We start from the raw sequence: 26,284 nt of genomic DNA on the forward strand, positions 1-26,284 counted from the left end.
CGAAATCCACAATAATTCTTCTTTTTTTTATTTCTCTACTGGTATTAAATTAGCCTTGTCATTGGCCTTTAAGCAATTGCACAAGGCTTTTTCCATTCATTTTCGCGTTTTCAAGCGCTCCGCTTTCTGCGTCAAATAAAATTTCCATGAGTTTAACTTTTTCATAGGGGATGTCCTGGGTCTCGCCAATTTTTATCCTGCGGTAATTATGAAAGGTGTTCATCGAAATATTCAACAATTTAGGAATCATTTTCATTGCAAACTTATATTCCTTAACAGTAAGCTTGTCTAAGAAATAATTGATCTTATACTTATCTATACTTTCATTCATTCTTATTGAATTTATTTACACGATTTACAAAGACCTGCCAAACAGGCCACGAATACTATTTCGTAAATATATAAATAATTTCATCTGCAAATAAAGAATAATGGAAATAAATTATTTATTAAAGAATAAAAAGATTTTGCAGAGAATAATTTTTACAGAAACCGGCTAATCTTCAAGCAAATCAGGACGACGCTTCAGCGTACGCGCCAGAGCCTGCTCGTGCCTCCAGTTATTAATCTTCAACTCATGTCCGCTCAAAAGGATTTCAGGTACCTGGTGCCCTTTATAATCAGCGGGACGGGTATATAGGGGAGCGTCAAGCAGCCCACCCTGAAAACTATCACTCAAAGCTGACGTTTCATCGTTCAATACGCCCGGGATCAATCTGACAATAGCATCTACAAGAACAGCCGCAGGCAGTTCTCCGCCTGATAAAACGTAATCACCAATAGAAATTTCACGTGTGACATAAATATCCCGGATCCGCTGGTCAATTCCCTTATAATGACCACACAGAATGATTACATTTTCCATGCCTGATAATTCATTGGCCATAGACTGGTCCAGCGTTACTCCGTCCGGCGTCATGAAAATAATCTCATCGTATGTCCTTTGCTCTTTTAACGCATCTATACAGCGTGCAAAAGGCTCAATTGACATCACCATGCCACTACCACCGCCATAAGGATAGTCATCAACACTACGTTGTTTATTTGTCGAGTAATCTCTCAGGCTGTGTACTACTATTTCAGCAATGCCTTTAGTTTGCGCCCGCTGCAAAATAGAGTGCGCGAAAGGGCTTTGCAATAAGTCAGGTAAAACTGTTATGATATCAAAACGCATAGGATCAAATTAATTAGACAGGTAAATATCAAGCAGGCCATCCGGAAGATCAACCAGCAAAGTACTGGCATCTTCGTCAATCTCAACAATCATATCGTCATTTAACGGGAACATGATTTCCTTTTCCTGATAAGAAACTGTAGCCACAAACTGCTGAGGATATTCATTGACTTCAAGAATTTCGCCCAGTTCTCCATGAGTTTCATCGGTAACAATAAACCCGACAAGATCAGTATAATGAAAATCATCATCATCTCTGTTAGGCATCTTGCTGATTGGCAGATAGACCTTTTTCTTTAACAAAGGCTGTGCTTTGTCAATGTGATCGATATCATCCAGATAGATATTTCCAGTGCTGTTAGGCTGCATTTTAAACGCCGAAACGAAAAAAGGAACCATCTTGCCATTCATCTCAGCGAATATAACGTCAAGCTCAAGCAGCCCTGGTTCATCATATTCAAAGTACAATTGAAGTTCACCCTTTAATCCTTTTGTTTTGGTAAAATACCCTATATAAAATGCCTCTTCGTGCGTCATTAAAATCTAAATCAATTATTACATTAAATAAAAATAGCGAAGAAAACCTTCAGATGAAGGATTCTTCGCTATAATCAAGAATTACAAATTACTATGCTTCTTCTTCTTTTGTTTCTTCTGTTGCAGGAGCTTCTTCAGTTGTTTCTTCAGCCGCAGGAGTTTCCTCTGCTTCTTCAGCTACAACTTCTTCTGCTACTGGTGCATTTTTCAATGCGATAGCAGCACCACGGTCTGCATTTTTCTTAGCTTCAGCAGCAAGAGCAGTTTTCTTAACTTCATCTTTAGATTTAGTCAAGCTGTCTTTTTTGCCTTCGATTTTACTGTCTTTAGCTACTAACCACTCAGCAAATTTAGCTTCTGCCTGTTCTTCAGTTAAAGCGCCTTTTTTAACACCACCTTGTAAGTGTTTTTTGTACAAAATACCTTTGTGAGATAAAATAGTACGGCAAGTATCCGTAGGCTCAGCACCTTTGTTTACCCAGTCTAATGTTTTTTCGAAATTAATTTCGATAGTAGCAGGATTGGTGTTTGGGTTGTATGAACCTAAACGCTCAATAAATTTACCATCTCTCGGTGCGCGTGAATCCGCTACCACTACGTGGAAAAAAGGTTTGCTCTTTTTACCGAATCTTTGCAATCTGATTTTAGTTGCCATTTCTTTATAAGTTTATGTATTCAACATAGTTCCCGGAGCTGCATGCTAGCGGGGATGCAAAAGTAAGTAAAATACTAATGATAAGCAAGATGCCGCAAAATTAATATGCGCTGTTCATGAACAGCGCATATTAATTTTTATAAAGAGAGAATCTCTACCAGCTTTAACCACACCGGACTTACCTCTTCTGCATCGATGTGTTTGATCGCATGGTCAAAAGGAGTAAACAGGATTTCTTTATTAATCTGCCCAACCATACCGCCCGATCTGCCTTCCAGCAAGCCTTCTACAGCTGCTACACCAAAACGGCTGGCCAGTACCCGGTCCATACAGCTTGGCTTACCGCCCCGCTGGATATGCCCCAGAACAGACACACGGATATCATAGTTAGGGAAGTTCTCTTTCAATACTTCGCCTACATTAAATGCACCACCAACTTCATCACCTTCGGCAACAATTATAATTTTAGATGCTTTATCTTTTCGTCCGTACTCTAATCTTTTGATTAATCCTTCCACGCCCATATTGGCTTCAGGAATCATAATCGCTTCCGCACCTACACCAATCCCACTTCTCAAAGCGATCAGTCCGGAATCCCTGCCCATTACTTCGACAATAAAAAGCCTGTCATGTGATTCTGCGGTATCTCTGATCTTATCAATAGCATTCACTACCGTATTAATTGCAGTATCATAACCAATTGTAAAATCTGTTCCTGCCAGGTCATTGTCTATAGTACCCGGCAAACCAATTACAGGAAAATCAAATTCTCTGGTAAACAAGTCTGCTCCTGTAAAAGTACCATCTCCACCAATCACAACCATTGCGTCAATATTGTGCAGTTTTAACTGGTCATAAGCTTTTTGTCTTCCTTCTTTAGTCCGGAAGTCATCACTCCGGGCTGTTTTAAGAATGGTACCACCACGCTGTATAATATTCGCTACGGATTTCCGGTCCATGGGGATAAAATCTCCATTAATCAGCCCTTCATATCCTCTAAGTACTCCTGAAACATTTAAATCATAATATATCCCCGCTCTGACTACTGCCCTTATGGCAGCATTCATACCGGGTGCGTCTCCCCCTGATGTTAATACAGCTATGTTTTTAATTTTATTCATTATTTCTTGGATGCTTTAAATTTATCAAGTCCGCTTTGCAAATAAGCGGCGTATTCTTTCGCGTCAAAAATTGCTCCCTGAGGGGCAACTAAAGGAACCAGATCATGTCCGCCAAGGACATAAAAAGGCTGTGAGTTAGAATTATAGGTCGTTGCCTGGAAATCACCGTTCCAACGCCCCAGATCATCTGTGGTGGTCCTTAAAATTTTAGAGTAATGTACTTTCTCTGGTGGCATTTTAACAGACCGCTCATCTACATATAATTGGATAAGAACGTATTCATCTTTAATTAAATGCCCCACTTGCGGATCTATCCATACTTTATCTTCCATTTTCCGGCAGTTTACACAAGCGTGCCCGGTAAAATCTATCAGTACTGGTTTATTTACTTTTTTTGCATAAGCCAAGCCTTCATCCAGATCGAAGAATGCATTAAAACCATGCGGAGGATGTAATACATCATTGTATTTAACTACCGCAGGAAAATCGGACGTTCCCTGTGAACTTCCACCGCTATTTCCACCCAAAATAAAATCCTGTGTATTTAAAGGCGGTGCAATTCCACTTAAAATATTAACCGGTGCTCCCCAAAGTCCTGGAACAAGGTACATGGCAAAGGAGAAAGAGAGGATAGCAAAAAATAATCTTGGAACAGAAACATAAGGGACATCACTGTCATGTGAAAATTTAATCTTTCCAAGAATATAAATACCCATCAGGAAGAAAATTACAATCCATAAGACCAGGAATATCTCTCTGTCAAACCACTCCCAATGCCAAACCAGGTCTGCTGCTGATAAGAATTTTAAGGCCAGCGCAAGCTCAAGGAAACCAAGGCAAACTTTTACACTGTTTAACCAGCCGCCTGATTTAGGCATGCTGCTTAAGAAACCAGGAAATATCGCTGATAAAGTAAAAGGTAGTGCCAGAGCCAGCGCAAATCCAAACATTCCTATGGCAGGAGCCAGAATTTCGCCCTTAGAACTCGCCTGTACTAACAATGTTCCAATAATGGGACCAGTGCAGGAGAATGAAACAAGCGCTAAAGAAGCCGCCATAAAGAATATTCCTCCCAAACCTTTAGTATCATCTGCTTTCTGATCAATTTTATTAACGAAAGAACTTGGTAAAGTAATTTCAAAAGCGCCGAAAAACGAGATCGCAAAAACAATCAGTAAGATAAAGAAGGTAAAATTAAACCATCCGCTGCTGCTGAGTTCATTCAATTTGGCTGAACCAAAAAGCAGGGTGATCAATAACCCGAAAGCAACGTAAATGATAATAATAGAAAGGCCGTAAATTACCGCCTGCCCGATTCCCTTTTTTCTGCTGCCTGCTTTTTTAGTAAAGAAACTAACTGTAAGCGGTACCATTGGGAAAATGCAGGGCATTAAGAAAGCAATAAAACCGCCGATCAACCCCTGTATAAAGGTTTGCCATAACGTTTTCTCCTGTTCTGTTTGTTGTATTTCATGCACCGGTTTAACTACAGCAGCAGCTTTAACCGTGTCTTTTTTGACACTATCCTTAACGACAGCATTAGCAGCACTGTCTGCCGCAGATCCAATTTCAGTAAACTGGATATCATCGCTTACCACAGTAGAATCATGGCTTTGTATCAAAGCAAAACTCTGGCTGGAATGCATTAAAAGCATTGTAAGCACCAAGCCAAGCATTAAAATTAACTTTTTCATTCTCATGTTTTTTAACCTGATTGGGTATTATCTTTTTCTATAAGGCTGTGAAATTACTTATAATTTCTTGTTTAAAAAGTTTTGAATTACCGGATTGCCAATATTTTACTATACTTCGATATTCGGCAGAAAAAGACAAAAAAAAAGAGCGCCAGAAATTCTGGCGCTCTTCAATACTTCTTGTAAATCTATTTGACTTGTACAGAAAACTTCACTTCATCGGGAGGAAGACATTTTGTAGCATCACAAACCATAAATTCTATGGTACCAGTTACAACTGTTGCTGGTTTATTTAATTTAATTTTTTGCTGGAACACTACCTGATTCTCAAAATAGCCAACATTCATATCAAAAACCTTCTCAAATTTAGAAAGAGCTTTAGGTTCTGCTGTAGCACCCACTTTAGTAAAATCTTTTGACGGATTAAACTTAATCGTTGTTTTAACAGGCCCTCCTGGCTTTACTGTTTGAGAATAGATGTGCCATCCATCCTGAATAGTTGCTTTAAGATATACAATGGCTTCTGTTTTACTGATCTTCTTTTGTGCATAAGACCAGGTTACAGGATTCTCGATCTGAGCAGAAGCTCCAAGAATCGTAAAAAACAATAAGGCAAATACTAAGGTTATTCTTTTCATGTTTATAAATTATATTGGTATATACTAAGACTGATACTTTCTATTATGGTTTAATAAATTCAATCTCTTTGAAGTTATACGTCTTTAGTCCGTCAATGGTTTCTAAACTTAACATTCCATTTTCACCTACATCTACAATTTTCCCTTCGATTATCTCGCCATTTTGTCTGTAATTGGCTTTTACGTTGTACTGATAAAGATAATTCAGGTATTCATTCCGCAGATTGCCGTAGTTTCCCGCTTTGAGTTTTAAATATCCAGCCTCTATATGACTGCAAATTTCTGCTAAAAGCGTTACTAAATCAACATGCCGGTGTAAAATTTGATAGATTGAACCTGCACGCTGCTGTAACTCCGTTTCAAAAACTTCCTGGTTAACATTGATTCCGATTCCTGCGATACAAGCCTTTATGTGGCTTCCAGCTACGATATTCTCAATTAACATCCCGCCTATCTTTTGATGTCCAAAATAGATATCATTCGGCCATTTAACTGATAAACCTGTACCAATAAGACTTTCCAGCGCTTTCTGAATCGCAATGCTGATAGTCATATTCAAGTTAAATTGCTCCCTGGGCTGTATAAACGATGGTCGCAGAAGAATGCTAAAAGTGAGGTTTTTACCTGGCTCAGCATGCCATTTACTCCCTACCTGGCCACGCCCCTCATATTGATTCTCTGCCATAATAACAGTTCCTTCGGGTAATGGCTCGGAATTTGACACCATCCTTTTCAAAAAATTATTGGTAGAATCAACTGCTAATAATTTGATAAGATTTTGACCAACAAATAGTGTTGAAAAAGTGTTATTTTGCAATAGTTGATTTTATAGTTGTTATTTATCAAAAATAAAACATTTTAATGGTAAAAAAGAAATTAGTAAACCTTTCTACCTACCTTTCAGAAATAGCCGTTCAAGGCATGCAGGAAAAAAAGGGCCACGATATAGTCCGTCTGGACTTAAGAGAATTAAATAGCTCCGTATCAGATTATTTTATAGTTTGCAACGCAGACTCGTCGACACAAGTGAAAGCTATCGCAGATAGTGTAGAAGACGAAATTTACAAAAACACAGAAGCCACGCCGTGGAGAAAAGAAGGATTAGAAAACGCAGAATGGATAATCTTAGATTATTTTGATGTTGTTGTTCATATCTTCAAAACTGAAAAAAGAGATTTTTATGGGATCGAAGATTTATGGGGCGACGCACAAACAACTTCTTATCAAAGCGCATAACCAGTTACAACCTTATACATTTTTTTGAATCAACGATGAAAGAGAAAGAAAATACTAAGCCCAAATTAATTAAGAGAATACCGAACATTCCCAAAAAACCTCAAAAGGGTTCAAATTTCAATATATTCTGGGTTTACGCTGCTATCATTTTAGGCCTTGTCCTGGTTTCCGTTTTATTTACAAATGATACCAATAAAACGATCACGTACAGGGAATTTGAAACGAACATGCTTGCTCCGGGAGATGTTCAGAAGATTATAGCTTACAAATATGAAGACCTGGTCAGGGCTGATGTATTTATTAAACCAGACCGTCTTAACCAGGAGAAGTATAAAAAATATCAGACTAAGAGCAATTTTGGTTCAACCGGAGGCCCTACAGTATCTTTTACCGCAGGATCAATGGACGCACTGGATAAGCAATTGTCAGAGTCACAAAAAACTGTTCCGGTTGACAGCCAGATTTTAGCAGAAAAAGAAACCAGACAAAGTACTTTCAATTCATGGTTCTTCACAGTAATTATTCCTGTGTTGTTATTTATTGGATTCTGGATCTTTATCATGCGTAAAATGGGTGGTGGTGCCGGCGGCGGCGGCGGACAGATTTTCAATATCGGAAAATCCAAAGCAACTCTTTTTGATAAAGAAAGCCAGGTAAACGTAACATTTAATGATGTTGCAGGTCTGGAAGAAGCTAAACAAGAGGTTATGGAGATTGTAGATTTCCTTAAAAACCCTAAAAAATACACCAACCTGGGTGGTAAAATACCAAAAGGGGCGTTACTTGTAGGTTCTCCTGGTACTGGTAAAACTTTATTGGCGAAAGCTGTTGCTGGTGAAGCTCAGGTTCCATTCTTTTCGCTTTCAGGTTCCGATTTCGTAGAAATGTTTGTTGGAGTTGGTGCATCACGTGTACGTGACTTGTTTAAACAAGCTAAGGATAAAGCTCCATGTATCATCTTTATTGATGAGGTTGATGCAATCGGGCGTGCCCGTGGTAAAAACAGCATGATGGGTGGTAATGATGAGCGTGAAAACACTTTGAACCAGTTATTAGTAGAAATGGATGGATTCGGTACAGATTCAGGAATTATTATTCTTGCTGCAACTAACCGTCCTGATGTATTAGACAGTGCTTTACTTCGTCCGGGAAGATTTGACAGACAGATTTCTATCGATAAACCAGATTTAGTAGGCAGAGAGCAAATCTTTAAAGTCCATTTAAAACCTATCAAAACTGATGTGGTTGTGGATGCTAAAAAACTTTCTGCACAAACTCCTGGTTTCGCAGGGGCTGAAATTGCAAACGTTTGTAATGAAGCAGCCTTAATCGCTGCCAGAAGAAATAAGGAATCTGTGGATATGCAGGATTTCCAGGATGCAATTGACCGTGTTATTGGTGGTTTAGAGAAGAAAAACAAAATCATCTCTCCTGAAGAGAAACGTATAGTTGCTTATCATGAGGCCGGACATGCTATTGCAGGATGGTACCTTGAACATGCAGATCCATTGGTAAAAGTATCTATCGTACCGCGTGGTGTTGCTGCGTTAGGCTATGCACAATACTTACCGAAAGAGCAGTTCCTGTACACTACAGAACAGCTTACAGATGGTATGTGTATGACTATGGGTGGCCGTGTTGCTGAAGACCTTGTTTTTGGTAAAATATCTACAGGTGCACAGAATGACCTGGAGAGAATTACTAAATTGTCTTATGCCATGGTAACTATTTATGGAATGAACAGTACGATCGGTAATGTTTCCTTCCATGATCCTCAAAATGAATACAACTTCAATAAACCTTACTCAGAAAAAACTTCTGAGCTGATTGACATTGAAGTACGTAAACTGATCAATGAGGTATATGTCAGAACAATGCAGTTATTAATTGACAAAAGAGACGGCTTAGAGAAACTGGCAGAGAAATTACTGGAAAAAGAAATTCTTTTCCAGGCAGATCTGGAAGAAATCTTAGGTAAACGCCCTTTTGACAACCGTACTACATATGATGAATTCGTGAATGGCACAGGTGATCAAAAACCTGCTGCTGAAGGCTTACTTCATGAAGGTGTTGGAGAAACAACAGATCCGTCTGCTCCTTTAGTATCGCCTTTAAATTCTGAATCTTAATAATTAACTTTATGGAGCTGTCATCAGGTATACTGATGACAGCAAATCCATTTTTTTATGCAAGAGAATATTTCCTCCAAGGAGTTAATGCTAAAAAAGATAAGGAAAGCTCTGCTTGAAAAAAGAGATAACCCTTATCCGAACTTAGAAGAAACCCCGCTTTACAAGCCCAACACAGAGATTCCGGAAATTTTATTTGCCGAGCAGTTAACCGCTGTATCCGGCAATTTTATTTATTGCCAGGACGGTGTTGAATTCATCGAAAACATTCTCGAACTGGCTGAAAAGTTCAAATGGAGAAAAATATATTGCTGGGAAACTGAACTTCAGAAATTACTTTCCACGTACGAATTCCCTTTTTACAAGACTGACAAGGACTTTGAAATGGCCGAGGTTGGAATCACCATGTGTGAAGCTTTAATTGCCAGAAATGGCTCTATATTGCTGAGCAATCAAAATGAAGCGGGCAGAAGACTCAGTATTTTTCCGCATCACCATATTGTTATCGCGAGAACAGGCCAGATGGTGATGGATCTTAAAGATGGATTTCAACTGATCAAAAATAAATATGGCTCACAGCTGCCCTCTATGATCAGTACGATCACCGGGCCCAGCAGAACTGCTGATATTGAGAAAACACTTGTCCTTGGTGCCCATGGCCCGAAAGAATTATTTGTTTTTTTAATTGATGATTTCTCTTAAATTTTTGTTTTCAATAAATTAATCCTAGTTTTATACTAAATACTAAAACAGTATACGGTTCAGAATGGGTAATAAAATGCATATATCTTCAGTAATTGCAGGCACAGGAAGTTACATTCCGGAGAAAATTGTTTCAGGAGATTCCTTCCTAAACTCTACTTTTTACGAAAACGGGCTCATTCTTGAGAAAGACAACGCAGATATTATCAGTAAATTCTCTGAAATTACTGAGATTATAGAGCGCCGTTATATCGATGATAATCTGCTCAACAGCAATATCGCAGCCATTGCCGCACAAAGAGCTTTGGATGATGCGAAAATCGATAAAGAGACCTTAGATCACATTATTGTATGTCATAATTTTGGAGATATTCACCATGGAAGTAACCGGATGGATATTTTGCCTTCTCTTGCGGCTAAAGTTAAGCAGCAATTAGAGATTGTGAATCCAGACTGTGTGTCTTATGATATCATATTTGGATGTCCGGGATGGGTTCAGGGCGCAATACAAGCCAATTACCTGATTCAAAGCGGAGATGCTAAACGTGTTTTAGTCATTGGTTCAGAAACACTTTCCAGAATCATTGATCCGCATGACCGTGATAGTATGATCTTTTCGGACGGGGCAGGAGCAGTAGTTTTTGAAGGCGTTGAAAATGAAGAGCCAATTGGTATCATTGCCCATAAAACACAGACATTCGCCGGCAACTTTGCTTCGCTGTTATATATGGCTAAAAGCTGTAATCCAGGCGCTACGGATGGCAATACCTACATGAAAATGAATGGACGCAAGCTCTATGAATTTGCGGTTGTAAACGTTCCTCATGTAGTAAAAATGGCTATTGACAAAGCAGGATTGAGTATTGAAGATATTAAAACCGTATTTATCCACCAGGCAAATGGCAAAATGGATAATGCGATTATGAAAAGATTATTCAAATTATACGATAAGGATGCGGTTCCTGAAAACCTGGTCCCAATGACAATTTCATGGTTAGGTAATAGCTCAGTTGCTACTATACCTACCTTACTGGATCTTGTACTGAAGGAAAAAGTAGCAGGTTATAAGGTAAAAACAGGCGAATATGCAGTGTTTGCTTCCGTTGGTGCAGGAATGCATATCAACGCCTTTGTATACCGGTTTTAATTGCTCAGTTTCTTCAGGCCATCTTTGGCCTGAGTTTCAATACTATTCTCATATTCATGATTTTTCATATTGATTGCCAGGTTAAAGTAAGCTTTAGCCCTGGCATCATTTTTTTTCTTTGCATAGATTTTACCCATATTCAAAGCAGAAGTCGCCGCATAATAATACTTTAAATTTTTCCCGTAATTTACAGCATTCTGATAATGCTGTAAAGCACTATCATCTTTATCCAGTGCATCGTAAATTCTGCCCATGCGATAATAAAACTCCACTTTATCTTTGATAGCCTGATAGTCCGAAGCATTCTCCCCTGATAATATCTCCAGCGCTTTAGTATAGTATCCGCCATCAAATAATAACCTGGATTTTAATAACCCTTTGTCCGGAGCAGGAGCACCAGCTTCATTCATCGCTTGCTTATCTTTTTCAGCGTAGGTGTATCCTGCACTTTTAACTTTGGCAATATAGCCTCTATAAGCCCCTGTATCACCATTTAATAAAGCAACCCATGACAAGTGAAGGTTAGCGTCTTTAATGTAATTCACGCCTTTATTAAGCTGCAAAAATCTTTTAAAATTAACAGAAGCAGAATAATCCAGTTTATTCAATTTTGCGGTTCCCATTAAAAGTTCGAGATAAGGAAATGCCTGGTAACCTTCACCAGCAGGCCGCTTCGCCAAAATAGCTATTGCTTCCTCATTATGGCCATTTCGTGCGCAAACATAAGCCTGCAAATAAGCTTTCAGCAAACTGCTGTCAGAAATCCTGGCCGTATATTTCATAGTTTTAGCATAAGCATCCGGAGAATGGATCACATCAGATAAAACATAAGAATAATAAAAGACTACTTCTTCGTAAAATGGCTCAAACGCAGAACGGGGAAGGTTTTGGGCAAGCTTATCCAACATCAATAGTCCCTTTTGTACATCACCTTTGACGCCGAAAGTGGAAAGCATACTCTTCAGCGTACCATCAGGAAGATTTCCCAAAAACACATTGATTAACCCTAACCCTTTACCATTCAAATGAAAGCCCGGAAATTTCTTACTATTTTCCTGCAAAAGGCTGTTTGCTTTCTTGATTTCTCTGGCAGCTGTAAAATATTCTCCATAGCGGCTTCTTAATAATGCCCACTGCAAATTAACCTCTGCCTGCGCATACAGGTAATAAGGAGATTTATCATCGTCATCCTCAATCTGACTAAGCCTGCGGGATTTTTCGTCTTTTAACCTGTCAAAATCCTGTTTACTTTCTACTGTAATCAGGTAAAAATAATCCGCATAATTTTCTAATAAGGGTACTATAGAATTTTTAGGGTGTGCACTTTTTTCGGCTGCAATCAGTTGCTTCGCTGCGTTAATTTTAAGCTCAAATATTAACTGATAAGCTTTTAAACAATTGGCATTAAAATCAAAATTAGCGTGAACTGTGCCGGGAAGGATTAAAAACAGGGGAAAAAGGCAGTATCTAAACAGGAGGATGAATTTCCTTTTGGCGGGCATAAATAAAATATTTCTATATGGTGAATCCATAAAAACGACAAAGACAGCGCTATTGTTTTAAATTTAGAAAAAACTGTATAAAAAAAACGGCCAGATTACAATCTGACCGTTTTTTTATAGGATTAGCAATAATTACTTAATTATGCTGGTACGTTTTCTAATGTTAAGGCTTCATCAACTAAAATTCTTCCGCAATGCTCACATACGATGATTTTTTTACGCTGACGAATATCCAGCTGACGTTGAGGTGGGATCTGATTGAAACATCCTGAACAAGAATCACGGTCAATAGTTACCACAGCAAGACCATTGTTTGCATTTCCTCTTAATCTTCTGTAAGCAATTAATAATCTTTCTTCAATTACAGACTCAGCTTTCTCGGCTTTTTTATTTAAAACCTGCTCGTCTTTTTCAGTCTCAGATGTAATTGTTTGTAATTCTCCTCTTTTGATCTCTAAGTCTTTCTTTCTTGACTCCTGATCAGCTAAAGCTTTCTCATAAACTTCAGTTTTAGAAGAGATATCAAATCCATATTCTCTGATTTTCTTTTCACAAACCTGAATTTCAAGAGACTGGATCTCTACTTCTTTTGTTAAAGCATCATACTCACGATTATTTTTTACCTCTTTTAACTGAGTATCATATTTTTTAATCAAAGCCTGAGATTCTTTGATCATATTTTTACGTGTTACAATAGCATCTTCGGTTTCATCCAATTCAGCTTTGAATTTTTGTATACGTGTATCCAATCCCGCTACCTCATCTTCTAAATCAGCCACTTCCATTGGCAATTCACCACGAATCTGACGTATTTTATCAATTTTTGTATGAAGGGTTTGTAATTCGTATAAAGCTTTCAGCTTTTGCTCTACAGTTTGTTCCATTAAATGAAATAATTTATGGGTATGGGTATAATTATATTTGACTAATTGTCAGTTCTTTAACTGTTTCTTAGCTCTTGCACAGACTCAAAACAAAATATAATTCCCCAAAATATAGGAATTAATTGTCATATAGTCTATTGCTAAAGCTTGCAAAGATAAGTATTATATTTTCTTTCAGCCATACAATTTGCTATTAATCTGCTGATTGGCTTTTAATTAAATATTTTATCCCCTGTATCCTCCTTATTTCAACCTTCCTTTTAAGTCTTCACTGGCCGTACTTCGTTGTTTACCACCTGTTCCATCTCCACCAAAGCGGTAACTGAAAGAGAGCACTACAGCGCGGCTGTCGGGTCTGCTATGACTGTAAGTTGAGATATTTCCATACGTAGCAGCTTGCTTAATTTGTCTGCTCTGAAAAATATCATTGACCAGTAATTTAAGTGTCCCCCTGTCCTTAAGGATGTCTTTCTGGCCACCCGCAGAGACCATATAATAGCTCTTTGTCGTAAACACACCCGAAACTACTTTCGATTTATACATTCCGCTCAGCTCAGCCTTCCAGCCATTTCCCAGTTTAAAAGTATTTTGAGAATCAAATGTAAAACTTGTCCCTTGAATACGCTGTTCTCCCTGGGGAGCTGCAATAGAAAAATCATTTCTGAAAAGATTAGCAAACTGCGTTCCTGACCACCATTTGGTAAAATCTACAGACGCCGTAAAACTGATTCCATAATTTTTAAAAGTTGCCAGGTTCTCAGGCCGCTGGAAAGCAAGATTACTATCTCCCCCCACCAGGCTGCTGATTACATCTGTGCTGGAATTGTAAGTCAATGTTGTATAATAACGGGAACGAAAGCCATAGCTCAGTTCAAAAGCATTCACAATAGATGGGCTCAGATAAGGATTTCCTTCCTCATAAGAAAACGGATCCATATAAACCCGGAAAGGGTTCATATCCCAATAGCTGGGACGCTCTATCCGCTTGCTATAACTCAACTGCACCCTGTTTTTCTCATTTATTTCCTGCGTCAGGAATACACTTGGAAATAATTTAAAATAACTTCTTTTAACTAAAGAGTCTGTGGTAAGCTGATGCCCTTGTGTATAAGTATATTCACCCCGCAGCCCTGCCTGGATACTGAATTTTCCAATATCCTTCTTCAAGTTGACATAACCCGCCTGAATTTGTTCCTTATAAATAAAATCATTGCTTGTAGAATAATCAGGAACATAGACTCCGTTTTGTAAAGTATCGTATTTCAGCTTATTCATCATACGAACCACACTTCCTTTCCAGCCAGCTTCCAGTTTTCCCAATTTACCCGCAGGCAGTACATAATCAATTTTCCCTACATAAATGTCATTATCAGAAGGAAGATCACCAATTCTGGATTTTAATGCAGGCAGAAACATATTCTGCGTCCCCATGAACCTCGTATCCAACTGCTGATCCATTTTAGAAAAGTGAGAAACATAATCCAGATCTGCCGTTAATTCATGTCCTTTAGCATTGAAAAGGTGCTTATAATTAATATTATAAAGCATGTCAGTCCATCTTTCCTTACCTGTAGTATTCGTATGTGCATCCCATATTACATCGCCTGTTTCATTATTGTATAACCGGTTCCTGGTAGGCTGGACAGATGGATATTTACCAACCCCTCCATTTACCATGAAACCCAAAGTATTTTTCTCATTCAAAAACAGATCCATTCCTGCCTGGAAGTTATGCGAACGTAGTTTCGCTTTTTCATCCATTCGCTGAACCGAGCTGCTATACGGAGTTTTTCCTGCCCCCATTCCATCCTGGTAAAAGTCTCTTTTCACCTCATCAGACCCTTTTAAATCCTGGTAGAAATAATTATAATTCCCAAAAAAGCTCACCTTTTCTGTCCGGTAATTCAGGCTTGTCCCTCCACCAAACCGGGCCGATCTTCCGGCACCACCATTCGCAGAGACAGTCCCATTTAAACCTGCCTTTGTTTGTTTCTTTAAAATAATATTAACGATGCCACCATTACCCGCAGCATCATATTTAGAAGACGGGCTTGCCATAATTTCAATTCTGGAGATCGTGTTCGAAGCAGTTCCTCTCAGTAAATTTGCCAGTTGATTTCCTGAAAGGTAAGTCGGCTTGCCGTTAATCATCACCATAGTGCCTGGCCTGCCTTTTAAACTAAGCTCTCCGCTTTCGCTCATGGTTACACCCGGAGCTTTATTCAACAACTCTAAAGTTGTTCCTCCTTCGGCCATGACACTATTTTCTACATTCATGATCATCCGGTCAAGCTGTTGTACAATTGTCGCTTTATTCGCTTTAATTTCTATTGTATTTAAAGCCAGCTGTTCGGCAACCAGCCGGATACGCCCAAGATTAGAAACCAGTGCGGTACCATTTAGCTCCAAAGGTTCACTCATATAATGCTGGTAACCAATAAAGCTGATTTTAACAAAATATTTGCCCTTTGGCACATTGGAAAGATTAAAATAACCAGTTGAATCACTCACTACAGCTTTAACTTTCGTAGAATCCGCTGCACTCATTAAAAAAATCCCAGCATAACTTACCGGTTTTTGATGTTCGTCCGTTAAATGACCTCTCACCTGATGCGTCTGCGCATGTAATTGAGCAAACAAGAAGAAACTGAATAAAGTCAGGATTATTTTCATGCGGTTGTTATTTTATTTTTTTTCGTTTTTTTCCTTTTACCCCACCACACATAAAATCCTGTGATTGGTAAACTAGCACAGATCAGGCTGGTTATAAAAGCTATAATTTTAGTGAACAGCCCACCAACAGCACCAACATGCAATGCATAGTTAGACTTGCGGAGCCAATCTGCAAATGCAAGATCAGACAGTCTTTTTCCTGAGTAAGGCAATGCCTCTATCGTGACAGGATCAAAGTAAAGATCTCTCCAGCTGCCATTGTGCATATCTGTACAGGCATAAACCGCCTCATCATCATGGTCAGGAATAGAAACTATAATGGCATTCTTATCGTGGACTGCGATCTCTTTTCTCACTTTATACCAGACCTTATCCGAGCTGTAAACAATCGGATCTGGCGGTGGCAATATTTTAATTTCCTGCTGTTTAACCCTTTTGGCCATACTTCCGCCACTCAACCAGTAAACACTCTTTGAGAACCAGGAAAAACTCATTACAAGCCCCGTACAGGCCAGTATAACGGCAATTAACAGTGAATAAAACCCCAGTACATTGTGCAGATCATAGTTGAGTCTTTTGAACTTTGCATCCCACTTTATTTTAAAGCTCCTGTTGAAATTCGTTTTGCTCCACTTTTTCGGATACCATAAAATTAATCCGCTGATGAGCAGCAGAAAAAAAATGAACGTTCCCCAGCCAACAACGGCCTTACCAACTTTTCTTCCCATCCAAAAATTCCGGTGTCCCTCATCCATGAAATGAAAGAAAGCATCATGATCAGCTACAGCCAGCACTTCACCACTAAAAGGATTCATATAAACCGTAGAATCAGAATTAATAGTTACATGTGCAGATTTATCTAACCCATGATACCAGATACTCGCTGCTTTTTTTCCAGGCAATGCTTTAGCTAAACGCTCAGCCAGCTGAGAAGGAGGGAGATACTTACTTTCCGCCTCCGGTTTTACGCTCAGATATGGATACAGCAGGTTATTTATTTCCTGCTCAAATACTAAAATGCAGCCTGTAAGACTAACAACTACTACAATAATACCTGAAGCAAGCCCCAGCCACAAATGGAGCCAGGCATTGATTTTTTTGAACATTGGGACGGAATAAAAAAGGGCCGCTTACTCGTGGTAATACGGCCCAACAAAACACAATATTTTAATACGTTAATTTCGAGATAGCAGTTACGCCAGCTGCACCTTCAATATGAACACCTCTTGTTACAGTTCCATTGTCTGCATTAATAATGTATACATAGTATTCACCTGCACTGTCCTCCATTACGTAGTTGATTGTTTTACCATCTGGTTCAGCATATACGATTAACTTAAATCCACCAAATTCATGTACAGGAACTCCTGGAACCGGGGTAACCGTATTGTTAAATACATCAGCAATAATCATCTTGATTTTTCCACCAGTTGCTTTGGCATCAGTATAAACCGCCATCAGGAATTTACCTTTACCGATATATTCACCTCTGCAGATTTTTGATCCTACTGCTGCTTCAACATTAAAGAAATAAGATTTATCGAATTGTTCTGCTCCTTTTTTGATACGAACAATACCAGACGGTTTTGTAGATGTTCTTTGTTCACCATCACCAGATGCAGTAGACCAGGCATAAGTATCCCCGTTCTCAATTTGCTTAAGGCCCTGCTGACTGCTCCAGTCTCCGATAAAACCAGTACGGTCATCAGAGATTGTTTTTTCGTATTTAAGCTCAGGATAACTGAAAACAGCCACCCATGTACTGTCTAAACTACCATATTCACCTTCGTAAACCCGGCCACCAGGAGTATGTTTAAACTTATAGTAAGGAAGATATATTTTATTATCTACCTCAAATAAACCTGTCCATACAGCATTGAAACCTGTTCCTGTTATTTTCTTTAAATCTGTTGTACTTCTTCCCGAAAGTTGAAGATTGATCGCGTCAAAACGGTATAATTCTCCAACACCACTTGAACGCGGATCACCACCACCTACCCAGAAATCATTACCGACTTTACCAGATACACCGGTGCGAAAGGTCGTTACTGCTCTACCGGCTTCAAATATTTTACCCTGTTCATTCAGACGAAATGGCCTTACCAATCCCTGTTCATTATAAGCTTGTGCAAACACTGTATTATTCTGGACGATAAAAGACCAGGCATCTACCTCTACACCATTATTAGTTGATGAGACACCTCCTTTGGTAATATCATCCGTACTTACAATATAGGTTGCAGCGCCATCACCCTTCCCAGTATAAACAAATACATATTTTGAACGCCCTGGCTTCCCTGGATCTACAGGAGCATCCGGAGTTTTATCCTTGCTGCAAGCACCTAATAGTACCGCCATTCCTAACATACCTGTTATTAAAAAATTAGTAGTCTTCTTCATTGTTTTATTGATTTAATTATTAAAAGCTGATTTAAGCGGGCACCCTGATCAGAGGCCTCTTTTTTTAGAAAAATAATAGCGGAGTTTGATGTTAAAAGCGCGGCTGGGCTTTTGTAATGCATAATTATCAAACAGCTCAGCATCAGTTAAATTCAGACACTCTACTGCGATATTATATTTTCCACCTCCCATTGCATAGATCATATTGACATCGTGTGCCCACTGGGTTGGTACAACCATTTTAGTCTCCTTAGAGCCCTGTCCGGGCCAGTACAGGTAAAATTTATTGACAAATAATACGTTATAGCCCAAAGTAAGCTGGTTACCTTTTTTCAGGACATTATTGAAATAAAAGCTGCCATTTGCATTTCCAAAAAGGTAGGGGGTATTAGGAATACGGTCTCTGTAAATGACACTTCTGGTTTTCGAGAGTTCACCTGAAATCAGTCTGTCGAATTCATTGTCGTTTCTTAAATTCTGATAAGTGAAATTAGTATTCAACGTGAACAACTGCTTATAAGCATAGCGCAACTCTGCATCTATACCACGATTGGTAACTTTACCCTCATTGCTAAACTTGCTTAAATATCTGCCATTACTTGCGCCAGGCAATACATTAGCCCGGATATAATCATTCGCATTACGGAAAATATAATTAGCCTGAATTTGAAAGAAATGTGTTTTATCTATTTCTGTAGTATAAGTCGCCCCAATATTAATATTATCACTACGCTCGGGCTTCAGTTCCAGATTTGCAACTGTCAGATATACATTACCAAAAAACTCATCATTATCAGGCAGACGGTAAGCTTTTTCGTATGAAGCCTTTAGCTGAAGATTTTCTGTTAAGAAATAAGATCCCGCAAACCCGTACCCTTGCTTAGATAAATCCGAGCTTCGCGAGAGGATAGTATAAGTAGTTACTTTAGTAGAATTATCAAAATCCCTGACTACGTTATTACTCGTAATATGTTGATTGTACTGTTTGATAAAGGCAGTAAAATTCAGTTTTTCATTAAGATTTAAGCGATAACCTAAACCTAAGATATTCTTCCTGGAAATCTGAGGCTGCTTGTCCTGCCGGTTATCCGGATCAAAACGGTTCACTCCTTTTCTGTTAAAAGTCGAAAACTGGTCATTAAGAGACAAAGAATGACGGTCATTTATGGCATAATTCAATCCTGCATTAGCCAGACCATTGTTGTTTTTAAACTTAAAGTCTGCCAGATCACCTTCTCCACCAATAGCCTTAGGATCGTTTCGGTTTCTGGGTACAGAAGATCCATCCCAGGTAAATTTTCGGGGAACCGTATCCACATTACGCTCCTCTCCAAAATTAAAATTTCCATTCACCCTTAAATCCAGTCCTTTAACAAATAAATCCTTCTTCACATATTTTAAAGTAGGCTGTATTGTATTTCCGGATTTCCATCTTCCACCAAATACGTCTTCCATCCGGTTTCCGACCTGTATATCTGCTTTGTTTTGTCCCAAAGTAATCCCTACCAATAACTGATCAGCATATTTTTTACCGGATACACCAATATTTGCGACTACAGTTTCATTGTGATACCGATCATGAAACCTGCGTACTCTTGTCGGCGTATTTACTCCGGTGATACTATCTGTCACCCCTCCGGTTACCCAGTAATTATTATCAGAGTAGTTCTGGAAAGCACTTAATTGTGCCGTAAAACCAGATTTAGCTGTATAACCAGCATTGACCGAACTTTTATGCGTATTAAAAGAACCATAAGAATAAGAAGCATCTACATAAGTTCTGGGATCTGTGTTGGTCACAATATTTACCGCACCACCCAAAGCATCTCCACCAAGCCATACCGGAACAACTCCTTTATAGACTTCAATCCTGTCAGCAAAATTCACCGGGATATTATTCAGCTGGAAAGAAGATCCAAAATTCTCCATCGGCATACCATCCAGAAAGAACTTCACCTGGTTACCAGAAAATCCATTCAGGCTAAAAGTCATATTTGATCCTACTCCACCAGATTCACGGACCCGGGCACCAGAAACCCTGTTCATTACCTGTCCAAGGTCCATTGTTGTATTGTGAAGCGTCTTTGCGTCTATAGAGATTACATTATAAGCCTGCCTGTTCGTTTTTTGATTTTTGCTGAAGCCAAGAATAGCAACTTCATCAATCTCTCTTACATCCTGCTTAAGTCTGAAACTAATAACAGTCTCTCCTTGTGCGACAACCGTCAAGCTCTTCTCTTCTTTAGCATGCCCCAGTGAATGAATTTTCAGCTGATAAGTACCCGCAGCTAATCCAGAAAAATGGAATTCTCCCTTTCCATCACTGACTGCCGTTTTATTTAAGGGTGATAATTTGATAATTGCGCCCGGAATGGCTTCCGACTGGTCATTATATATAGTTCCTTTAATCGTGCCGTTCTTGCCACTCTGAGCCTGAACAAAAAAAATCAGGGCGCACAAAATACCCGTCAGAAAAATTTTCTTAATTTGCATTACTTTTAAATGATAAACGATTTAGAGGTAACCCCATCTGGGGATGAGTCATACAGGTACGAACTGTATGGCTCTTTTTTATTTTTTCATATATTCTACCGCTGGTTTCCCTGCTTCTACTTATACTATTATCATAAGTCGGGCTTTCCCCCTACGGCTATTTAGAATAATTTTAAATAAAATAGAAAAAAGATTTTAATCTGCTAATTTATCGATGCGGATTATCTCTCCATTTACAATTACGCCACGCTTAAGTGTCCCCGAGCGGAGATTATAAATCCAGATTTGACTTTTATCATTCTCCTGATAAACTGACAGATAGGCGAAATTTTCATCCGCAGTAACGTTCATTATAAAATTAAGCATCACAGGAGGCATCGCCAGCTTAATCTTTTTTTGCCGGCGAAGATCCAATAGCTCGTACCGGGAAATTCTTTTCAGCATATAATCATCAAACTGACTGATAGCCGAAGACTCTACAATTCTGGTTACCGCCAGCCCATGTCCTAAATTATAGAGCGTATAAGCCTCCTGAGCGCCATGGCTCCCTAATTTAAACAAGTAATCCGGATCAAATGTCTTCGCCCCCTTATTCAGCCTTAAAATAGCCGAAGGAGCAGTAGGGTGATTACCTGTTCTGCCACCAGGTTGCCCTAATACATAAGCCGTATCATTTAACACGATAGAATTGGAACTCCAGATATTATAACTGCCAGGCCAGGTAGTCCTTTTATCCTCAAAACTACTTTGCAATTTCAGCTCAGGAAAGCTAAAAACAGCCGTATGAACCGCATCATCCGGTGGATTAACATGCTCCCGCATAAAACCCTTTTGAAAAGTATAGAAAATAAAAAGCTTGTCCTTAACCAGCTGAGCAGACATACCCGTGTAATTAACCCCCTTTGGTGCTGGCGGAACAGCTAATAATCCATTCCGTAATATTTTCATCTCCTTCAAATCGATTTCTATATACCGGAACTGCTCGTCAACCACACTACCCAATAAAATGGTATGGTCATTAATCCAGTTTACCCAGCCAGAATAAGGCTCCCAGGGAATCGCTTTCATATCAATTGACTGTTCCAGCACTAAACCATCTGCCGTTGCCCGGTACTTCAGCAAACTATGATCAGACCTGTCCATCAGCAAATAACAATGCTCATAAATGGCAATCGTCATTCCAGGCACATCTATTCCTTTAGCCTCAGGCTTTCCTTCCTCCATGGAATAAACAGGCATAAAATGCGTTACATCCTTCTCCTGATCATAAACAATCAGCCCAAAATTAAAGTCATTCTTTTCCATGTGCCCACTACAAGCGCACATCAAAAGAAACACAGACAAAAATAAAAGCTTAAAATTACCAGGTAAATACCGATTCACATCAATGGATTTAGAGGTTAAAATCTCTTTTCATATTTAAGGCCAGTACCGGTGGCATATCCATGAGATTACGATTTTCTACCATAACCAGTTCATCACCTTTAAAAAGATAATGTGCCAGTAAATAAGATCTGCCCTTGCGCAGGTTAAGTTTTTTAGACCGGAATTGTCCTTCATTATTTCTGGAAAGCACCAAAATTTCTTTGTCAGCAGAAGTCGTATTGCGCACCATCATGTTCCCTGAAAAACTGATATCCAGTGTATCATTTTTCTGCTGTACCAACCTGACCATTCCATTTTGTCCCAGGCGGATTTTTAACCCATCAAACTCCTTTTCCATAGCTGGTCTGGACTGATCATAATGAAATACCATGAACTGATCCTTTGAAACACTCCGCTGAAAACCAAAAAAATAAAATATAACCAGTAAACTCGCAGCAACCAGCAATTTAAACACCTTACTTTTAAAAAGCTGCGAATGCTCATACTTTAAATTTTCTGCACTGATCTTAGCCCATACCTCGCTCTGCAACGGTATATTCTCCCCGGTTAATTCTTCTGCATCAAAATCATCAGCTTCCCCTTCCATCCATTTTTCATAGATTTTAAGTTCTTCCTCAGAAGCATTCCCCGATAAGCATTTTTTTAATAATTCCGGATTCATAGCGTGTCCTGCTGATTGTAATTATCACAACCTATCCTTATCCCCTATGTCAGGGCAGATAAAGACTAATAATTTTAAGATAATGGATACTTATCGAGTCCCTTACGGATAAACTTCAGCGCTTTTGTCAATTGGTTTTCGACTGTTTTTTCAGAGATCAGCAGATTACCTGCAATTTCCTGGTTATTCAGTCCCTTTTCTCTGCTTAATACATATACCGCTTTACAGCGCTCAGGAAGACAATTGACTAACTTATCAATATCCTCCCTTAAAAACCGGTACAGCACTTCCTGCTCCGTATGGTTGTTATCACTCACTGTTTGTCTCAGCAGCAATTCATCCATCTTCTTTGCTTTACGGACTTCATCACTATAAATCCGGCTGATCCGGAAACGTACCGCACGGACTAAATAATTTTCTATCGTATCTTCACTCAGCAACAAACTATCCTTACGCTGCCAAATAGACGTAAAAACCTCTTGTACCACACCTTCTGCGCGATAAGCATCTCCCAGATATTTATAGCCCAGTTGATATAACTTTTTCCAATAGCGTTCATAAAGATGAAAAAAAGACGTTTCATCAATCCTAAGCTGATTCTTTAAATTATCCGGTGATTGTTCAGACACGATCTATTATGAGTTAATCCGTCAAAGTTAGGATAATTTAGAACGATTCAAAATGGCGGAATGTGTAACGATTTTATGCAGAGCGATATTTAATAACCCATTAAGCTTGTCAGTTAAAATAATTTTTAGATTTTTATAGTACATGGAAAACAGAAGGGATTTTATCAAGAAGGCATCTTTATTAACCGGTGCCTTAAGTCTTTCAACAATTTTACCAGGATCAATACAAAGGGCCTTAGCCATCGATCCTGAACTGGGAACCACTTTTCTGGATGCAGAACATATCGTTTTCCTGATGCAGGAAAACAGATCTTTCGATCATGCCTTTGGTTCTTTAAAAGGAGTCCGGGGCTTCAATGACCCCAGGGCGATCCGCCTACCTGATGATCATCCGGTTTGGCTGCAAACCAATAAAAAAGGAGAAACATATGCCCCTTTCAGGTTAGATCTGAAAGATACCAGGGCAACCTGGATGAATTCCCTGCCACACTCGTGGGAAAATCAGGTTGATGCCCGTAACCATGGTAATTTCAACGGATGGCTTGAAGCCAAAAGATCCGGGAATAAAGATTACGCAGACATGCCCCTTACCATGGGCTATTATAACAGAGAAGACATCCCATTCTATTATGCCCTTGCAGATTCGTTTACAGTCTGCGATCATAGCTTTTGCTCTTCGCTGACTGGTACAAGTCCTAACCGCACCTTTTTCTGGACAGGGAAGATCAGAGAAGAGCAAAACGATACCGCCAAAGCTCACCTCGACAATGGAGACATTGATGGATCGGAGCGCCTTTCGTGGGGCACTTTCCCTGAGCGTCTGTCTGCTCACGGCATAGACTGGAGAATCTATCAGAACGAGCTCAGTGCAGGTGTTGGCTTTGAAGGAGAACAAGACGACTGGCTGGGGAACTTTACAGACAATCCAATTGAATTTTTCCAGCAATACCACGTTAAACGACACCCTGAACATATTTCATGGTTGAAAAAAGCAACAGCAGATTTAGCTGCCAAATTAAAAGATAAACCAGATCCGAAACTGCAAAAGACACTGGAGCGCTATCAGAAGGATCTTACCTTTCTGGAAAGCAATCCATTAGAATCTTTATCCCCCGAACAACAAGACTTACACCAAAGAGCATTTACCACCAATAGAAATGATCCCGATTTTCACCAGTTAGAATCCATTACTTATCAAGACCAGGGTAAAGAAAGAACTACAGCTATTCCCAAAGGGGATGTATTACATCAGTTCCGCACAGACGCAGATGCAGGCAAGTTACCGGCAGTTTCCTGGCTGGTTGCACCTTGCAACTTCTCTGACCATCCCGGCGCCCCCTGGTATGGCGCATGGTATGTATCAGAAGCCATTGATATTTTAACAAAAAATCCAGAAGTCTGGAAGAAGACAATTTTCGTGCTTACCTACGATGAAAATGATGGTTATTTTGATCATGTACCTCCATTTACAGCTCCTAACCCAAAAGACCCGTCTACAGGAATTGTTTCCAAAAGCCTCGATATCTCTGCCGAGTTTGTACAAAAAGGACAGAGTAAAAGAGAAAGCCCTGTAGGTTTAGGTTACAGAGTGCCTATGGTTGTAGTCTCTCCATGGACGCGCGGAGGCTATGTAAACTCACAAGTTTTCGATCACACCTCATCTATTCAATTTTTAGAACACTTTTTAAGCCACAAAACAGGGCAGAAGATCCATGAAGAAAACCTGACTTCCTGGCGAAGGAGTTTGTGTGGTGACCTTACTTCTGTTTTCAGGCCCTATAACGGAGAGAAGATTCCATTGCCAAAAACAATAGAAAGAAAGCCCTTTATCGAAGGAATCCACAAAGCTCAGTTTGCCAAATTACCAGATAACTTTAAAAAATTAGATCAGCAGGCTATAACAGCGGTCACCAAAAACATGAAAGGCTCGATATACCTTCCAGCGCAGGAAAAAGGAATTAAGCCAGCTAACGCCATTCCTTATGAGATTTACGCCCAGGGAGGATTAAATTCAGCCAAAAAACAATTTGAAATCGCCCTTACTGCTGGTCATAAATACTTCGGCAAACAGGCCAGTGGTGCTGGCTTTAACATTTATGCCAAACACAAAAACTGGTCTTTTACAGCGGCAGCAGGAGATACGCTTACCTATCAATGGCCACTGGATACATTCGATCAGCAGCAATATGACTTGAAAGTATACAGTGTTAATGGTTTTTTCAGACACTTTAAAGGAGATATCAATGATCCTGAAATCATGATTTCCCTGCATTATCAGAATGAAAAAGGAAAGATTGATCAATTAAACGGGAATGTAATCCTGGAAATTACGCGGCTTAAAAAAGGAAGACCACTTCAGTTTACCCTTACAGATAACGCTTATCAGCAGCAGTTAGCTGAAGTTTCAATGACCGCAAAAGAAACATCAAAACGTGTTCCTCTTGATTTAAAGCAGAGCCACAACTGGTACGATTTTACAGTTAAAGCAAGTGGGCACCCCGCTTTCAGTCAGCAGTTTGCCGGCCACGTAGAACATTCCGGAGAAAGCTTTACAGATCCCCTAATGGCGAATGTATAATTAAGTTATTTCATTAAAAATTAATATATTAAGAATTCCCCAACT

22 protein-coding genes are annotated in these 26,284 nt (G+C 39.3%); 5 read left to right on the top strand and 17 right to left on the bottom strand.

The genetic code is table 11. From position 1 onward, the window contains the following. Positions 1-58: 58 nt before the first annotated feature. The 8 genes from HDE70_RS23650 to HDE70_RS23685 all read right to left on the bottom strand — a co-directional run bounded on the left by HDE70_RS23650 (position 59) and on the right by HDE70_RS23685 (position 6,636). Positions 59-331, bottom strand: a complete 273-nt coding sequence (locus tag HDE70_RS23650) for a hypothetical protein (RefSeq protein WP_183869285.1) — start codon at positions 329-331, stop codon at positions 59-61. A gap of 165 nt (positions 332-496) precedes the next feature. Further along, positions 497-1,174 (bottom strand): tRNA (guanosine(37)-N1)-methyltransferase TrmD, encoded by a 678-nt coding sequence (gene trmD / locus HDE70_RS23655; RefSeq protein WP_183869284.1) that lies wholly within the window; start codon positions 1,172-1,174, stop codon positions 497-499. A gap of 9 nt (positions 1,175-1,183) precedes the next feature. Beyond that, positions 1,184-1,711 (bottom strand): ribosome maturation factor RimM, encoded by a 528-nt coding sequence (rimM, locus tag HDE70_RS23660; RefSeq protein WP_068404653.1) that lies wholly within the window; start codon positions 1,709-1,711, stop codon positions 1,184-1,186. Positions 1,712-1,802: 91 nt separating this feature from the next. Continuing rightward, positions 1,803-2,366, bottom strand: coding sequence for a 30S ribosomal protein S16 (locus tag HDE70_RS23665; RefSeq protein ID WP_111632754.1), 564 nt, complete (start codon positions 2,364-2,366; stop codon positions 1,803-1,805). 137 nt (positions 2,367-2,503) lie between these two features. Continuing rightward, entirely contained in the window at positions 2,504-3,487 is a 984-nt protein-coding gene (gene pfkA / locus HDE70_RS23670; protein WP_183869282.1) for a 6-phosphofructokinase, read from the bottom strand. Beyond that, the gene (locus HDE70_RS23675) at positions 3,487-5,181 is read right to left on the bottom strand and encodes a protein-disulfide reductase DsbD family protein (protein ID WP_183892026.1); all 1,695 of its coding nucleotides are present in this window, start codon (positions 5,179-5,181) and stop codon (positions 3,487-3,489) included. The genes pfkA and HDE70_RS23675 overlap by 1 nt, the downstream gene beginning before the upstream one ends. Positions 5,182-5,369: 188 nt before the next feature. After that, complete coding sequence (locus tag HDE70_RS23680; protein WP_183869280.1) at positions 5,370-5,819, bottom strand: protein-disulfide reductase DsbD domain-containing protein; 450 nt, start codon at positions 5,817-5,819, stop codon at positions 5,370-5,372. 43 nt (positions 5,820-5,862) lie between these two features. Next, positions 5,863-6,636: a biotin--[acetyl-CoA-carboxylase] ligase gene (locus HDE70_RS23685; protein ID WP_183892027.1), complete on the bottom strand. Its 774-nt coding sequence runs from the start codon at positions 6,634-6,636 to the stop codon at positions 5,863-5,865. A gap of 44 nt (positions 6,637-6,680) precedes the next feature. Here HDE70_RS23685 and rsfS point away from each other — a divergent pair, with 44 nt between their 5' ends. From rsfS to HDE70_RS23705, 4 genes are all read left to right on the top strand, one after another. Further along, positions 6,681-7,055, top strand: a complete 375-nt coding sequence (gene rsfS / locus HDE70_RS23690; protein ID WP_068404664.1) for a ribosome silencing factor — start codon at positions 6,681-6,683, stop codon at positions 7,053-7,055. Between the two features lie 35 nt (positions 7,056-7,090). After that, positions 7,091-9,184, top strand: a complete 2,094-nt coding sequence (ftsH, locus tag HDE70_RS23695) for an ATP-dependent zinc metalloprotease FtsH (RefSeq protein WP_183869278.1) — start codon at positions 7,091-7,093, stop codon at positions 9,182-9,184. A 57-nt stretch (positions 9,185-9,241) separates the two neighbouring features. After that, positions 9,242-9,886, top strand: coding sequence for a lactate utilization protein C (locus HDE70_RS23700; protein ID WP_111632760.1), 645 nt, complete (start codon positions 9,242-9,244; stop codon positions 9,884-9,886). Positions 9,887-9,962: 76 nt separating this feature from the next. Further along, complete coding sequence (locus tag HDE70_RS23705) at positions 9,963-11,033, top strand: 3-oxoacyl-ACP synthase III family protein (protein ID WP_260162047.1); 1,071 nt, start codon at positions 9,963-9,965, stop codon at positions 11,031-11,033. Here HDE70_RS23705 and HDE70_RS23710 read toward each other — a convergent pair. From HDE70_RS23710 to HDE70_RS23750, 9 genes are all read right to left on the bottom strand, one after another. Continuing rightward, positions 11,030-12,535 (bottom strand): tetratricopeptide repeat protein, encoded by a 1,506-nt coding sequence (locus tag HDE70_RS23710; RefSeq protein ID WP_183892029.1) that lies wholly within the window; start codon positions 12,533-12,535, stop codon positions 11,030-11,032. The two genes, HDE70_RS23705 and HDE70_RS23710, sit on opposite strands and share 4 nt — an antisense overlap. 140 nt (positions 12,536-12,675) lie before the next feature. Beyond that, positions 12,676-13,419 carry a zinc ribbon domain-containing protein gene (locus HDE70_RS23715; RefSeq protein ID WP_183869275.1) on the bottom strand — a complete coding sequence of 248 codons (744 nt, stop codon included), beginning with the start codon at positions 13,417-13,419 and terminating at the stop codon, positions 12,676-12,678. 243 nt (positions 13,420-13,662) lie between these two features. Further along, positions 13,663-16,092 (bottom strand): outer membrane beta-barrel family protein, encoded by a 2,430-nt coding sequence (locus HDE70_RS23720; protein ID WP_183892030.1) that lies wholly within the window; start codon positions 16,090-16,092, stop codon positions 13,663-13,665. Continuing rightward, positions 16,089-17,198 carry a PepSY-associated TM helix domain-containing protein gene (locus tag HDE70_RS23725; RefSeq protein ID WP_183869273.1) on the bottom strand — a complete coding sequence of 370 codons (1,110 nt, stop codon included), beginning with the start codon at positions 17,196-17,198 and terminating at the stop codon, positions 16,089-16,091. The genes HDE70_RS23720 and HDE70_RS23725 overlap by 4 nt, the downstream gene beginning before the upstream one ends. A 61-nt stretch (positions 17,199-17,259) precedes the next feature. Then, positions 17,260-18,492, bottom strand: coding sequence for a DUF4374 domain-containing protein (locus HDE70_RS23730; RefSeq protein ID WP_183869272.1), 1,233 nt, complete (start codon positions 18,490-18,492; stop codon positions 17,260-17,262). 48 nt (positions 18,493-18,540) lie between these two features. Next, positions 18,541-20,985 (bottom strand): TonB-dependent receptor, encoded by a 2,445-nt coding sequence (locus HDE70_RS23735; RefSeq protein ID WP_183869271.1) that lies wholly within the window; start codon positions 20,983-20,985, stop codon positions 18,541-18,543. A 195-nt stretch (positions 20,986-21,180) separates the two neighbouring features. Beyond that, positions 21,181-22,290, bottom strand: a complete 1,110-nt coding sequence (locus HDE70_RS23740) for a hypothetical protein (protein ID WP_183869270.1) — start codon at positions 22,288-22,290, stop codon at positions 21,181-21,183. 88 nt (positions 22,291-22,378) lie between these two features. Then, positions 22,379-23,032 carry a hypothetical protein gene (locus tag HDE70_RS23745; RefSeq protein ID WP_183892031.1) on the bottom strand — a complete coding sequence of 218 codons (654 nt, stop codon included), beginning with the start codon at positions 23,030-23,032 and terminating at the stop codon, positions 22,379-22,381. Between the two features lie 74 nt (positions 23,033-23,106). Beyond that, positions 23,107-23,661, bottom strand: a complete 555-nt coding sequence (locus HDE70_RS23750; protein WP_183869268.1) for an RNA polymerase sigma-70 factor — start codon at positions 23,659-23,661, stop codon at positions 23,107-23,109. A gap of 142 nt (positions 23,662-23,803) precedes the next feature. Between HDE70_RS23750 and HDE70_RS23755 the strand changes: the two genes are divergently transcribed. Then, entirely contained in the window at positions 23,804-26,239 is a 2,436-nt protein-coding gene (locus tag HDE70_RS23755; protein WP_183892032.1) for a phosphocholine-specific phospholipase C, read from the top strand. The last annotated feature ends 45 nt before the right edge of the window (positions 26,240-26,284 follow it).

Origin of the sequence: Pedobacter cryoconitis (genome assembly GCF_014200595.1) — a bacterium.
GTDB classification, from domain to species: domain Bacteria; phylum Bacteroidota; class Bacteroidia; order Sphingobacteriales; family Sphingobacteriaceae; genus Pedobacter; species Pedobacter cryoconitis_C.

Bases quoted from the DNA above. Each gene is read 5' to 3' on its own strand.
- HDE70_RS23650 (WP_183869285.1), bottom strand. From the start codon at position 331: ATGAATGAAAGTATAGATAAGTATAAGATCAATTATTTCTTAGACAAG.
- trmD (WP_183869284.1), bottom strand. From the start codon at position 1,174: ATGCGTTTTGATATCATAACAGTTTTACCTGACTTATTGCAAAGCCCT.
- rimM (WP_068404653.1), bottom strand. From the start codon at position 1,711: ATGACGCACGAAGAGGCATTTTATATAGGGTATTTTACCAAAACAAAA.
- HDE70_RS23665 (WP_111632754.1), bottom strand. From the start codon at position 2,366: ATGGCAACTAAAATCAGATTGCAAAGATTCGGTAAAAAGAGCAAACCT.
- pfkA (WP_183869282.1), bottom strand. From the start codon at position 3,487: ATGAATAAAATTAAAAACATAGCTGTATTAACATCAGGGGGAGACGCA.
- HDE70_RS23675 (WP_183892026.1), bottom strand. From the start codon at position 5,181: ATGAAAAAGTTAATTTTAATGCTTGGCTTGGTGCTTACAATGCTTTTA.
- HDE70_RS23680 (WP_183869280.1), bottom strand. From the start codon at position 5,819: ATGAAAAGAATAACCTTAGTATTTGCCTTATTGTTTTTTACGATTCTT.
- rsfS (WP_068404664.1), top strand. From the start codon at position 6,681: ATGGTAAAAAAGAAATTAGTAAACCTTTCTACCTACCTTTCAGAAATA.
- ftsH (WP_183869278.1), top strand. From the start codon at position 7,091: ATGAAAGAGAAAGAAAATACTAAGCCCAAATTAATTAAGAGAATACCG.
- HDE70_RS23700 (WP_111632760.1), top strand. From the start codon at position 9,242: ATGCAAGAGAATATTTCCTCCAAGGAGTTAATGCTAAAAAAGATAAGG.
- HDE70_RS23705 (WP_260162047.1), top strand. From the start codon at position 9,963: ATGCATATATCTTCAGTAATTGCAGGCACAGGAAGTTACATTCCGGAG.
- HDE70_RS23710 (WP_183892029.1), bottom strand. From the start codon at position 12,535: ATGCCCGCCAAAAGGAAATTCATCCTCCTGTTTAGATACTGCCTTTTT.
- HDE70_RS23715 (WP_183869275.1), bottom strand. From the start codon at position 13,419: ATGGAACAAACTGTAGAGCAAAAGCTGAAAGCTTTATACGAATTACAA.
- HDE70_RS23720 (WP_183892030.1), bottom strand. From the start codon at position 16,092: ATGAAAATAATCCTGACTTTATTCAGTTTCTTCTTGTTTGCTCAATTA.
- HDE70_RS23725 (WP_183869273.1), bottom strand. From the start codon at position 17,198: ATGTTCAAAAAAATCAATGCCTGGCTCCATTTGTGGCTGGGGCTTGCT.
- HDE70_RS23730 (WP_183869272.1), bottom strand. From the start codon at position 18,492: ATGAAGAAGACTACTAATTTTTTAATAACAGGTATGTTAGGAATGGCG.
- HDE70_RS23735 (WP_183869271.1), bottom strand. From the start codon at position 20,985: ATGCAAATTAAGAAAATTTTTCTGACGGGTATTTTGTGCGCCCTGATT.
- HDE70_RS23740 (WP_183869270.1), bottom strand. From the start codon at position 22,290: ATGGAAAAGAATGACTTTAATTTTGGGCTGATTGTTTATGATCAGGAG.
- HDE70_RS23745 (WP_183892031.1), bottom strand. From the start codon at position 23,032: ATGAATCCGGAATTATTAAAAAAATGCTTATCGGGGAATGCTTCTGAG.
- HDE70_RS23755 (WP_183892032.1), top strand. From the start codon at position 23,804: ATGGAAAACAGAAGGGATTTTATCAAGAAGGCATCTTTATTAACCGGT.